The organism is Actinotignum saccati (assembly GCF_051265055.1).
In the GTDB taxonomy this organism is placed as follows: Bacteria; Actinomycetota; Actinomycetes; order Actinomycetales; family Actinomycetaceae; genus Actinotignum.
In genome coordinates this window covers 336,704-349,663 of record NZ_JBOZCC010000001.1, presented here as the reverse complement: position 1 = coordinate 349,663, position 12,960 = coordinate 336,704, and the positions used below count along the sequence as shown (strand labels likewise).

At 63.5% G+C, this 12,960-nt stretch carries 9 protein-coding genes; 1 reads left to right on the top strand and 8 read right to left on the bottom strand.

From position 1 onward, the window contains the following. Positions 1–658: 658 nt before the first annotated feature. From tyrS to ACRQEC_RS01450, 3 genes are all read right to left on the bottom strand, one after another. Positions 659–1,918 (bottom strand): tyrosine--tRNA ligase, encoded by a 1,260-nt coding sequence (gene tyrS, locus ACRQEC_RS01460; RefSeq protein ID WP_284889506.1) that lies wholly within the window; start codon positions 1,916–1,918, stop codon positions 659–661. A 96-nt stretch (positions 1,919–2,014) separates the two neighbouring features. Then, entirely contained in the window at positions 2,015–3,445 is a 1,431-nt protein-coding gene (argH, locus tag ACRQEC_RS01455; RefSeq protein WP_284889507.1) for an argininosuccinate lyase, read from the bottom strand. Between the two features lie 19 nt (positions 3,446–3,464). Then, positions 3,465–4,316, bottom strand: coding sequence for a nitroreductase family protein (locus ACRQEC_RS01450; RefSeq protein ID WP_435730291.1), 852 nt, complete (start codon positions 4,314–4,316; stop codon positions 3,465–3,467). Between the two features lie 277 nt (positions 4,317–4,593). Between ACRQEC_RS01450 and ACRQEC_RS01445 the strand changes: the two genes are divergently transcribed. Beyond that, a complete protein-coding gene (locus ACRQEC_RS01445) occupies positions 4,594–6,141 on the top strand; it encodes an MFS transporter (RefSeq protein WP_026428864.1) in 1,548 nt (515 codons plus the stop codon). Between the two features lie 268 nt (positions 6,142–6,409). Here the strand turns inward: ACRQEC_RS01445 and ACRQEC_RS01440 are convergent, their stop codons facing one another. The 5 genes from ACRQEC_RS01440 to hisS all read right to left on the bottom strand — a co-directional run bounded on the left by ACRQEC_RS01440 (position 6,410) and on the right by hisS (position 12,959). Continuing rightward, positions 6,410–7,645 (bottom strand): argininosuccinate synthase, encoded by a 1,236-nt coding sequence (locus ACRQEC_RS01440; RefSeq protein WP_284889509.1) that lies wholly within the window; start codon positions 7,643–7,645, stop codon positions 6,410–6,412. Between the two features lie 2 nt (positions 7,646–7,647). After that, positions 7,648–8,121 carry an arginine repressor gene (locus ACRQEC_RS01435; RefSeq protein ID WP_087070718.1) on the bottom strand — a complete coding sequence of 158 codons (474 nt, stop codon included), beginning with the start codon at positions 8,119–8,121 and terminating at the stop codon, positions 7,648–7,650. A gap of 115 nt (positions 8,122–8,236) precedes the next feature. Continuing rightward, complete coding sequence (locus tag ACRQEC_RS01430) at positions 8,237–9,859, bottom strand: dynamin family protein (RefSeq protein ID WP_284889510.1); 1,623 nt, start codon at positions 9,857–9,859, stop codon at positions 8,237–8,239. Continuing rightward, positions 9,838–11,646, bottom strand: coding sequence for a dynamin family protein (locus tag ACRQEC_RS01425; protein ID WP_435725483.1), 1,809 nt, complete (start codon positions 11,644–11,646; stop codon positions 9,838–9,840). The genes ACRQEC_RS01430 and ACRQEC_RS01425 overlap by 22 nt, the downstream gene beginning before the upstream one ends. Further along, positions 11,643–12,959, bottom strand: a complete 1,317-nt coding sequence (hisS, locus tag ACRQEC_RS01420; RefSeq protein WP_087070714.1) for a histidine--tRNA ligase — start codon at positions 12,957–12,959, stop codon at positions 11,643–11,645. Before hisS ends, ACRQEC_RS01425 begins: the two co-directional genes overlap by 4 nt. Between the last annotated feature and the right edge of the window lies 1 nt (position 12,960).

The window sequence follows — 12,960 nt, the reverse complement described above, 5'->3', positions numbered from 1 at the left end:
AAAACACAGCATCCAGTCACTATCTATTGGAGTGCTACCTGTCCTTGCACACACCCACACAACCACACCAACCAAACTAACAACAATGATCAGTCAACTTGGTTAGGTCATGTGAACAAAAAAATTTCACGTAAAAAATATATTAGTCAGACACGCTATTAAGCATCCAAACACCATATCCACACCCCACAACCAGCCACCCGAATAAACACAGTAACCAGTACGGAGAGAATCATTCACGCTCAAGAAGAGCAACCCCGTTAGCCTACCACCGTGGCCCGGTTCTTTCAAACCCGGCATCCTGTGGACTAGAACATAATCACGAGGATTTCCGTGTCGCTTCGAGGCGTTTCCGGCTCTCGGCGACGGATAACAAGCTTACAAGCCCACCCCGCTAGACGCAAATCAAACCAGAGAGACACCCACCACACCCAGCCCAAACACCCAGAAAACCAGGGAAAAACAGGGAAAAGCACGCCCAAAACAAGGGAACACCGGGGAAATCCCCTATCTACACTGATCCCCCATCCATTTACACCAATTCGCGCACCCTGGTATATAGATAGCGGCGGCGCTACCACCGGTAACGCCGCCGCTATCTACCACGATCTATCCCGCTTCACACGCGAGAGCCGTTCTCCGTTCTTGACTAAGCCCTCTACTCCGCCACGCGAATAACCGCGAGGTTCTTCTTGCCCTTGCGGAGTACCACAACGCCACCGGGCAAAACATCCTCGCTGCTGAGCACGTCCGCTTCCCCAACCTTGCGGTTGTTGATATTTAGGCCGCCGGACTTTGCGGTGCGCCGCGCCGCGCCCAGTCCGCGCTCCTGGCCCGTGGCCACGAAGAGTTCCGGAATGGGAGTTCCCAGGCTCGCGCTCGCCTGCGGCAGTTCCGCCACCGCATCACGCAAGGTATCCGCATCCAGAGCGGCCAAGCCGTCACCGCCGAAGAGGGCCCGCGAGGCATTCTCCACCCGTTCGGCCACGTCCGCACCGTGCACCCAGGTCGTGACGTCTTGCGCCAGCACCCGCTGCGCACGCCGTTCCTGGGGCCGCTCGGCAACAGCCACCGCCAATTCCTCGATTTCTTCCCGAGTGCGGAAAGTGAAGACCTTGAGCATATGCACCACGTCTTCGTCAGCGGTATTGAGCCAGAACTGGAAGAACTTGTAGGGGCTGAGCATCTCCGGGTTGAGCCAGACAGCCCCGCCTTCGGATTTCCCGAACTTCGTGCCATCCGATTTAGTAATGAGCGGATTCGTGAGCACGTGCACCGACTCCCCCGTCACCTTGCGGATGAGGTCCATGCCGCCCACGAGATTACCCCACTGGTCATTCCCGCCCACTTCCAGGGTGCAACCGTAGCGGGTGAAGAGCTCCAGGTAGTCATTAGCTTGGAGTACCTGGTAGGAAAATTCGGCGTAAGAAATGCCTTCATCAGATTCCAGGCGCCGCGCCACGATGTCCTTGGAAAGCATCGTCCCGAGCCGGAAATGTTTACCCAGGTCACGCAGGAAATCAATCGCAGAAAGCTGCCCGGTCCAATCCAGGTTATTGACGAGCCGCGCCGGATTATCACCCTCGAAATCCAGCAGGCCGCGCAGCTGCCCAGCCAGCGATTCCACCCACCCAGCCACGGTATCCCGCGAATTGAGCGTACGTTCGGTCGAGGGACGCGGATCCCCAATGAGCCCGGTCGCACCGCCCACTAGCACCAGCGGATGGTGCCCGGCGAGTTGGAGGTGCCGCATGAGCTTCACGGCGACAAGGTGGCCGTGGTGCAGCGAAGCCGCCGTCGGATCAAAACCGCAATAGAAGGTGACCGGACCGGAGTTCAGCGCGCTCCGCAGCGCGTCAATATCCGTATGCTGGGCAATCAGCCCGCGCCATTCCAGTTCCTCAAGAACGTCCTTCACGTCTCGTATCCTTCCCTTATGCTTCGCGCGCCACGGGCCTTTCCGTAACGTCACGTCCGGACGTTATCACGCCCGGTTTCTTCTTGCCACTATTTTTTACGACGACGCCGCATCGGTCGCGCTGCGGGCGAAGCCCTCCGCGCGCCCGATAGATTCCCGCACACTCGCCAGCTGCTCAGCAACCCGCTCCGGGGCGGTGCCGCCCGCCCCGCGCCGGGCCCCTACAGAGGCGGCCACCGTGAGTACCTCCCGGACATCCGGGGTGAGCCGCGTGTCGATGGAGTGCAGCTCGTCGTCGTTCATATCCCATAATTCGATCCCGCGCTTTTCGCAGAAAGCGACCGCGCGTCCCGAAATCTCGTGGGCTTCGCGGAACGGGACCCCACCGCGCACCAGCCACTCCGCAATATCGGTGGCCAGGGAGAAGCCTTGGGGTGCCAGTTCGGCCATGCGTTCGTAATTGAGCACCATGGTTTCCACCATGCCCGCAACCGCGGGGAGGAGGAGGTCGAGGGTGTCGATGGCGTCGAAAACCGGCTCTTTATCTTCTTGGAGATCGCGGTTGTAGGCGAGTGGGAGCCCTTTGAAGGTGGCCAGCAGTCCGGCGAGGTCGCCGATGAGGCGCCCGCTTTTGCCGCGGGTCAATTCGGCCACGTCCGGGTTCTTTTTCTGGGGCATAATCGAGGAGCCGGTCGCGTAGGCATCATCAAGGGTGACGAAGCGGAATTCGCGGGTATTCCACAAAATAATTTCTTCGGAGAGCCGGGAAAGATCCACCCCGATCTGGGCGCAAATATAGCTAAATTCGGCTACCAAGTCCCGCGCGGCGGTGGCGTCGATGGAATTGTGTTCCGGGGCCCTAAATCCCAGCTCTGCCGCGATGGCCTGCGCGTCCAGGCCCAGGGTATTCCCCGCCAGCGCCCCGGCGCCGTAGGGTGAGTACGCCGCCCGCTTATCCCAGTCCTGCCAGCGCGCGATATCGCGCAGCAGGGGCCAGACGTGGGCGAGCAGATGATGGGCCACCAGCACCGGCTGGGCGTGCTGGAGGTGGGTGCGCCCGGGCATGACCGCATCCCCGGCGCGCTCTGCCTGGGAGACGAGCGCCCGCACTACCGCCAACAGCTTGCCACTCAGGTACCGGGCGGCGTCGCGCAGGTACATGCGGATGAGGGTGGCGATTTGATCATTGCGCGAGCGCCCGGCCCGCAATTTGCCGCCCAGCTGCGGCCCGGCTTCGGCCAGCAGAGCGCGCTCCAGGGCGGTATGCACATCTTCGTCGTCGGGGGCCGGGGTGAGTTCCCCGCTGGCTACCCGCTGCCCGAGGATGTCCAGCGCGGCGAGCATCGCTTTAAGTTCAGCTTCATCCAGGAGCCCCGCTCCGGCCAGCGCCCGCGCGTGGGCGCGGCTGCCGGCCAGATCATAGGGCGCCAAGCGCCAATCAATATGAGTCGAGCGTGAAAGTTCGGTCAGGGCATCGGCGCTGGCGCCGCTAAAGCGCCCACCCCACAGGGCGAGATGTTCAGTCATTGCACCATTCTAAGCGCCGCTACTTTCCCGCGGGAAGTGCCACATCAAAGCCCTGTGCCCCGATAGCGGCCAGCAGTCGCCCGCGCCGCGCCACCGAGCCGCTCAGGCGGGTGGGCACGTACTCGGTGAAGGGCCCAACCGGCTTTCCGTAGCGAATATCAACCCAGGGCGCGATGGCGGCGTCGTACTCCCGCAGCGATTCCACCGCCGATTCCGGTTCCTGGTAATGGTCAGTGAATACGCGCACCCCGGCATCCATACGGGGTTTGAGCTCCGGAATCCGCTCCTGATTGGGATAACCCATAATGAGGCCGATAACCGGGAACGTGAGTTCGGGCAGCTCAAGCACCTGGCAGATACGTTCGGCGTCGTTCAAAATAGAACCGAGGTAGGTAGTACCCAAGCCGTTGCTTTCCGCGGCCACCACGGTGTTCTGCGCCGCGATCATGCAATCCGCAACCGCGGCGTTAAAGGCGTCGTAACTACGGGCGCCCGCGCCCTCGCCGCCCCGCTCCTGGCAGACGCGCCAGGCGCGGCGGGTATCCGCCACAAAAATCCACAATTCGGGTGCCTGCGCCACGTAAGCCTGGGTGCACACCTCCGCAATGGCCTGGCGGCGGGCCGGAGCCTGGACTCGAATAATGGTGGCGTATTGCATGCCCTGCGAGGTGGCGGCGTGCAGGGCCGCGTTCACCAGTGTGGCGGTGAGTTCCTCGCCGAGGGGCCGGCCGTCGAAATCGCGGATGGTGCGGTGGTTAAGTTGGGTGCGGAGGGTCGCCGCGGCAGCGTCGCGAGCAGCGTTGCCCGCGGTGCCGTTCGCATCGCCGCCCGCGGGAAGCGTTTCTTCTGAAGTTTTTTGTGAAGTATCCATATGCGTATTGTCCCACGCTTGGGCCGGGGCGCAAGATTCGTCACAGCTGAGGTTCGCGGGGAATGCTGCTATGCTGGCACCCGTACCGGGACTGCTGTCTCTGCTTGCTCGCCTCCGTGCGGGCTCTTTTTGTGCATGCGCCCGGGATTGCCGGTTCTGCCGCTCTCCCGCCGCTCACCTTTGTACACCACAGCATCGCAGAGTTACCGGAGCTAGTGTGCGCTCGTCTCACGGCTAGAACTATGCCGGAAACGTGCGCGTTGTTGTGAAGGATGGAATGGAAAATACGCGTTATTTCACGATTCCGGGTTCGGACCGAACGTATGACCGCAATAAGCTCCTCGTGGTGCTCATCGTTGCGCTGGTCATGTCGCTTATCCAGGTCAGCTCGGTCAATAATCTGCTTCCCATTATCGAAACGGGGCTGAATGCCGGCCGCGGCGATATTCAATGGGTGCTCTCCGGCTATTCCCTGGCCTTCGGGCTGCTGCTGGTGCCCGCGGGCCGCATGGGCGATATTTTCGGGCGCTCTTCGCTGTGGATGATCGGGATGGCGGTGTTCACGCTCGGCTCCCTGCTGTGCGGGGTTGCCAGCGACGCCCTCATCCTCAATATCGCACGAGCCCTCCAGGGCATCGGTTCGGGGATTTTCTCGCCCCAGGTCACCGGCATGATTATGCAGTATTTCGACGGGCACGCCCGCGCGAAAGCTTTTGCCTATATGGGCCTGGCCATTTCCGCTTCGGTGGCCGTGGGGCCGCTGCTCTCGGGTAGCCTCGTCCAGCTCTTCGGCCCCGTGGGGTGGCGGTGGTCCTTTATTCTCAACGTCCCGCTTGGCCTGCTTGGTTTGGGGCTGGGTATTTTCTTGCTGCCGTTCCTGAAGGAACGGCGCGCTATTGGCGACGACGCCGCCAAGATCGACGCCGCCTACCGGGCGGAAATGGAACGCCGGGGCCAACCGGTTGGCCGCCGGCGCGGGCATCGCCTCGACCTTGACCCGATGGGAATGACCCTGCTGACCCTCGCGGTGCTCTGCCTCATGCTGCCCTTTATGTCTCATTTCGCCTGGCGCTGGGCGCTGCTGGGCGGTGGGGCTCTCCTTGGCTTGGCCTGGGTGCTCTGGGAGCATTCTTATGCCAAGCGCGGGCGTATCCCCATGGTCAATTTGCGCCTCTTCCGCATCGAATCATTCAGCTTCTGCACCTCGATTACCGCGATCCAATTCCTGGGAACCACCTCTGTTTTCGTGGTACTGGCGATGTATCTCCAGCAGGGCATGGGATTCAATGCCTTGCAGGCCGGATTGCTCGGCCTGCCCAATGCGATTGCTTCGGCCTACGCCTCGGTGTGGGCGGGGCGCTACGCGGTGGCCTGGGGCCGGCATGTCCAGGCCGGGGCTTTCGCGCTCGCGCTGGTCTCGCTCGCTTCCAGCATTCCGCTGGCCGCCGGGGTCGCGTACGCGGGCTGGAGCCCGTGGTGGATTTCCCTGCCGATCTGCGTTTTCGGCTTCGGGATTGGCGTGATCGGTTCGGTCAACCAGACCCAGGCGATGATCGACGTTCCGCGCGCCCACGGCGGTACCGCGGGCGGGGTCCAGCAGACTAGCCAGCGTATTACCACCGCTATCGGCAATGCCATGGTGACCGCAATCCTCTTCGCTTTCGTTAACGAGGGCACCCCGCGTGGGGATGGGGCTTGGTTCACCGGTTACGCGGCTTCCATGGGGACGATCTGCGTTATCGTGGCGCTCGCCCTGACTGTCTCGATTATTTTCATGCGACGGCCCGCCTCACCGGCGATGCTGCGCGCCCGCGAGGGGAAGTAAGCCGAGGAAGTAAGCCGGGGAAGTAAGCCGGAATCGCCAGCGCAGGCGCTCTGGACACCTCTATTCGCAGCGCCTGTAGGACTCTATTCGCAGCGGGATAGCTCCGCACATCATCAACGGGGCCGAGGTCGTGCATAACGACCCCGGCCCCGTTCTCTATATGTCGTATCGCCTAATCCGCGAACCTTAGCTCGGCTGTACGGGCGAAACTAGTTCAGCCGCGCTCATACGCCCGAGTTCAACCGGGCGAGCACATTAGTTCAGCCGCTTAGTTCAAGCGCGCCGGCGGGATAGCCACCCCGCGCCCGAAGGTTACGTCGCGCGCGGCGGCGAGCTTGGCAGGCAACCCGGTCAGTTCGATGAAGCCCTTAGCGTGGGACTGGTCGAAGGAGTCACCGGCGTCGTAGGTAGCCAGGTTGAAATCGTAGAGGGAGGCGTCCGAACGCCGCCCGGTCACGGTGGCACGCCCGCCATGCATAACCATACGAATATCGCCGGAGACATAGCGCTGGGTATCTTCGATATAGGCATCGAGGGAGCGCTTGAGCGGGGAGAACCACTGGCCTTCGTATACGATATCCGCCCAGCGATCCGCGACCGTGCGCTTGAAGCGCGCCTGCTCGCGATCCATGGTCACATTTTCCAGCTCTTTATGGGCGGAGAGCAGCGCCATGGCGCCCGGTGCCTCGTAAATCTCACGGGACTTGATGCCAACGTAGCGGTCTTCAACCACGTCGATCCGGCCAATCCCCTGCTTTCCAGCTCGCTTATTGAGCTGTTCAATAGCTTGCAGCGGGGTCACGGCTTCGCCGTCGATTTTGACCGGAATACCACCCTCAAAAGTGATGATCACTTCATCGGGCAGCGGCGGGTAAGTGGGATCGTCCGTGTAGGTATACACATCCTTGGTGGGTGCATTCCACAGGTCTTCGAGGTACCCGGTTTCAATAGCCCGGCCCCACACATTCTGATCAATGGAGAAGGGATTATGGTGGGTGGTTTCGATGGGCAAATTGTGCTTATTGGCGTAATCAATAGCGAATTCGCGGGTGAGCGCGAGGTCGCGCACCGGGGATAGGCAGGCCAGATCCGGTCCCAATTGGGTAATGCCGTTTTCGAAACGGACCTGGTCATTGCCTTTGCCGGTGCATCCGTGCGCCACCGTGGTGGCCCCGAATTGCCGGGCCGCGGCCACCAGGTGCTTCACGATAACCGGGCGGGAAATAGCGGAAATAAGCGGGTAGGCGTCCATGTAAAGCGCCCCGGCCTTGAGGGCCGGCATGCAGTACTCGCTGGCGAATTCATCGCGGGCATCGGCGATATAGGCTTCCACGGCCCCGCAATCGAGGGCGCGCTGGCGAATGGTCTCCAGATCCTCGCCGCCCTGGCCCACATCCACGGCAACCGTGATGACTTCGGCTCCGGTTCGCTCCCCGATCCAGCCGATCGCCACCGAGGTATCCAGTCCGCCCGAATAGGCGAGAACTACCCGCTCCTTCGCCATTATTACTCCTTTTTCTCCCCCATCGCGAGGAGGTGTTGCCTGATCTCTACCGCGCGTTCTTCGCTGCGGGCAATAACCAGCACGGTGTCATCTCCGGCAACGCAACCGAGCACACCGTCCAGGCGCGCCCGGTCAATTCCGGCGGCGAGTAGCTGCGCGGCCCCGGGCGGGGTACGCAGCACGATCTGGTTGAGAGCACATTCGGCGCTGAGCAGTATTTCACGAGCCCACCGCGCCAGGCGCTCCCCCGTATCCATCGTCTGGTCAGCGATGCGATATGCCATCGATCCGTCCACCCGGATCTTAACGGCCCCTAAATCGTCTAAATCGCGGGAGAGCGTAGCCTGGGTGACATCCACCCCGGCACGAATGAGATACTCCCGCAGTTCATTTTGGGAACCGATGAGATGAGCATCCAGAATCGAGGCGATAAGCCCTTGGCGGGCAGTGCGACTCGAAGGAATTCCGGCGGTCACAATGATCCTTTCGCATCACCGGGGCACGCGAACCGACGACCCGCGTCCCCCTTGCATTATAATCATACGCGCCAATGCAAGTTTTTGCATTACACGCGGCGGGTGCCGGCCCGAGTCAGGCAGACACCCGCATTAATGATGCCACGGCGCGCGCAAAGTCTCGGTAACGTTCCATTTCCGCACGGAACGGCGCCAGCACGTTTTCGCGGACTTCCGTTTCAATAGCGGCACGTGCCCGGATGGTCACCTGCCGTTCCAGGCGCTGCGCTCCCCGCGTGCGCGCGGCCCGCGCGATCATACTTACGACGACGCCGCACACCACGCCGGCCACCAAGCAGATAAGGCTCGCTCGGCGCAGCCCCAGCGGGAGGATCACTCCCCCGGCCCCGGTAATGATTCCAACGCCGAGCCCCAGCGCGCCCAGCACCAGTGCGGCGAAAGCGAGCCATTGGAGGGCAGCGGCGCAGCCCCACCAGCGGGGCTTATGCCAGGTCTGGCTTTCCCGCGCGATAATCCGGGCGACGCTATCGGCAAGCCGCGCGGCCTGCCGGGAATTTTCATCCCGCATCGCCCCGCGCCAGGCACGCGGGAGGAAACGGGTGGCCTGGACCGTGAATTCCGCCAGCGCCACCCGAGTTTTTTCCACCGCTCCGGAGCTGGCCACCGCATCAGAGCTGTCTGTCACGTATGACCTGGCATCCGAATGCGACGTGACTCCCGCTGTGGAACTCAGCACAGCATCCGTACCGCTTCCCTTCCCACCGCCGTTCCAGCTGCCGGGACGGGCTCGCCTGCCCCATCCGCGCAGCAGTGGCCAGGAGGTGGCGCGCCGCGCTGCCTTCCGGTAATGGCCTGCCGCTTCGCGTGCTGCGGCGCTGAGCCCGCCCGCGCGTGCCAGGCCGGCAACAAGCTCGCCTACCCCGGCAATATCGGTGAGGTCACGCGGATATCCGCCTTGGTCAATGAGGTTCTCCGTGAGCGCGGCTCCCGCGGTTCGCACATCCGCGGCGAGCTTTTCCGCCGCGGCGCTCTTCCCCGCCGCGATTTCTACGAGCGCCCCGCGGATCTCATCAATACCGCGCCCGGTGAGCGCGGAGGCCGCCACAATATCCGCGCTTACTCCTTCCGCGGCGAGGATACGCCCCAGATCCGCCACAATTGCTTGTTCATCGGCCGCGCCCAGGCGATCCACCTGGTTGATAACGATGAGCAGGGAGGAATGATATTCGCCCATCGCGGCCAGGAAATCTTCGTGCACCACGGCATCGGCGTATTTTTGCGGGTCGAGTACCCAGATCACCACATCGGCTCGGGCGATAATACGCTCGGCCTGGGCCCGGTGGGTCTCCGCCGTGGAGTCAATATCGGGAAGGTCCACGAGCACCAGGTTCGCGGTGGTATCGGGAGCTAGCTGGAGTAGAACTTTGCGTTCGTGCACCCCGAGCCAATCGAGCACATCGGAGGCGTGACGCCCCGAGACCCCGAGGGGTGCGCGGGTGGCCGGCCGGGTGGCAGCCACCCCGGCCACCTCCTGGCCCACAATGGCGTTGAGCAGGGAAGATTTACCCGAGCCGGTGGCGCCGGCCAGGGCCACCACCGTGCGGTCGGTTCCTAGCAGCCCGCGTTGGCGGGCGCGGTCGAGCACATCGCGCACCTGGCTGCGCACCGATTCGTCGAGGTAGTCACCGCCCAGATCCAGGGCCTGCTCCAGGTTCTTTAATCCAGTGGGGAGATCCATCCGCGCCTCCCTTCCGCGCTGCGCATCGCCTCGTCTAGCTCGTTTAGAGCATCTGTGCTGATTCCCAAGCGTGCGATTTCCTCTCGGTAGGGTGCGGCGGTGGCCGCGAAGAACTCGTCGGTGCGCCCGAGGAGATCCTCGGTGGCGGCGGTGGCCATGCGGCGAACGGCGTCGTCGCCGAAAATAGCTTCCAAAACGCGCTGCGCCACCACGGCCGTTCCCCCGGCGATCGCGACTTCCCCGCCGGTGAGGCCGGCGGTGTGGGCGAAGACGACGAGCATGAGCGCCACGCCCACCGCGTTGATGCCGAGGGAGAGGATGCGCGCGGTGAGCTGTTTGCCGCGTCCGCGCTCGCCGAGCATATCCATGAGGGAGCGGCGCCAATCGCGCACCAGGGCCCCGGCGGCTTCCCGGCGCGCCGCGGCATGAGGACGGGCCGCAGTATCCGTACTCTGGGCCGCGGTATCATGCCCGGTATCTGCCGCCGACGCATTATTCCCGGCCGTGGTATCTGCACCGCGGGCTTCGACCGCGAGGACGATTCCGGCTCCGGCCGCGCTGCGTTCTAATTCGGTGGCAAGGCGGGTGGCGAGGCTGGCGTCCGCGGTGAGGAGCATCTCGGTGAGGGAATCTTCGATGGCCTCCCCCACGGCCTCCTCGCTCGAATCTCGGCCAGCGGTGCGCCGCAGGCTCAGCCGGTCGCGCCAGCGCGTCACGCCGGATTGCAGGGCGCGGGCCCACTGCCCACTGCCGAGCATCTCATGCCAGCGGCGCAACACCTCGCCGCGCAGCACGGTGCCATCCGCAATAGCGGACTCGATACCGGCGCGCGTTTCTTTCAGCGCGGTGGTGACATCCGCTTCTAAACGCTCGGCTTCCTCGACCTGTTCACGGTACGAGGCGCGCGCCTGCGCGCAGGTGTCAGCCAGACTGCCGAGTGCCCCGGAAAGGGTCTGGCGCGCTACCGAGGCGCGGGAGCGTTCGTCGCGGGCGAGCCCGGCAAGCCATTCGCGCAGCGGAGCCACATCGGCTTCCGGAATGCCCGGCGCCTCCGGGTACTCCGTGATAACAAAAAGCGGGGCGCTGCCCAGGCCGCGTTCCTCGAGCCGGCGGATGAGATCGGGGCGAATCACCGCGGCATCCCCCACCGGAACCCGATTGAGAACCACGGCGATAACGATATTGCGCGCGGCGGCCTCATCCAGGAGGGCCCAGGGAATCGCATCCGAGTAGCGCGCGGCGGTGGTAACAAAAATCCACAGATCAGCGGCCTGGAGCAGCTGCCCGGCCAGCCTGCGGTTATCCCCCTCGACCGAGTCAATATCCGGGGAGTCCACCAGCGCCAAACCGCGCGGCACCTGAGGCGATTCCACCAGGCGAATGTCGCCGCTCGCCTTCGCTGCCGGAGCGCCGCTAGCCGCAGCTGCGCCGTCGCCGCTCAGGCGCGCGAGCCCGGGGAAAATACGGTCGTCGGAAAACCACGCCTCCTCCCCGGGAGCGTGGGCGAGCACCGGGATCCGGGTGGTGGGGCGCAGCGCCGAGGACGCGGTAACCGGAGCACCCACCAGGGCGTTCACCAGGGCTGATTTACCCGAACCGGTGGACCCGCCCACCACCGCCACCAGCGGCGCATCCAGGCAGCGCAGGCGCGGGAGCACGTAGTCATCGAGTTGGTGCAACCCGTCCGTGCGGGCATCGCGCCCGTCGGCCGCGCCCGGGGTGGGCAGCGGGAAGCTCAGGTTTCCCAGCGCCTGGCGGACCCGCTCGAGAGAAGGCAGGCGACTCACGGCATAATCACCCGCGGGAAGCGATCTTCTTCCGGCGGAGTCCAGGTATCCGGGTCAGCGGGGACCTGGGTGCCCGAGCGCACGTCGCGGACCTGTTCACCTTCCGACGTCGTAAACCATACAAAAGGAATGCCGCGCTTATCGGCTGCCTTAATCTGTTTCCCGAATTTCGTGGCGTTATGCGAAACGTCCGCGGGAATACCGCGGGCACGCAGGCGCGCCGCGATGGTGGAGGCGTGGTGCCGCTCGGATTCATCATTGACCGCCACGTACACGGCCGTGGGAACCTTGCGGCTGGCGCGCAGCAGATCCTGGTGCAGGAAGCGCGCGAGCAGGCGCGAGACCCCGATGGACAGCCCCACGCCCGGGTAGCTGCGGTTCCCGGCCGTGGCCAGGTTATCGTAGCGCCCGCCCGAACACACCGAGCCGAGATCTTCGTGCCCTTCCACCGTCGATTCGAAAACGGAACCGGTGTAGTAGTCCAGGCCGCGCGCGATGGACAGATCGGCGCTCACCGACCCGGGGATAAGAGAGTTCGCTTCGGTCACGAGCGTTGCGAGTTCTTCCAGACCTTCTTCCAAAAGCGACGACGACGCGCCGAGCGCGCGGACTTTGTCAACGAACGAGGCATCTTCGGTGGTGATACCCGCCAAGCTCAAGGCAAGTTTCGCCTGCTCCTCGCTTGCTCCCACGTGTTCGGAGAGCAGCTCGGTCACCACCTGCGGGCCGACCTTGTCGAGCTTATCGAGGATGCGCAGGGTTTCCTCGGTATTTTCCAGGCCGATGGCTTCGTAGAAGCCCTGGGCGAGTTTGCGGTTCGAGGCACGCACCCGCACCCGTGGGATGGGGAGCTTGCTCAGCGCATCCACCATGACGAGGGGCAGCTCAATATCGTGGTGGAAGGCGAGGGTATCCTGGCCGACCACATCAACATCGGCCTGGTAAAACTCCCGGAAACGCCCATCCTGGGGGCGTTCACCGCGCCAGACCTTTTGGATCTGGTAACGCTTGAAGGGGAAATCGAGCTTCCCAGCGTTCTCCAGCACGTAGCGGGCCAGCGGCACGGTGAGATCGAAGTGGAGGCCAAGGCCGGAATCCTGGCCCTCCTCCCCCTGGAGGCGGCGCAGCACATACACTTCTTTGGAGGTTTCGCCTTTGCGCAGCAGCTGATCCATAGGTTCGACAGCGCGAGTTTCCACCCCCGAAAAACCGTGCAGTTCAAAGGTGGAGCGCAGGGTGTCAAGAACTTTCTGCTCCACAATGCGGGCTTGCGGGAGCCATTCGGGAAAACCGGAGATCGGCGCAATTTTCATA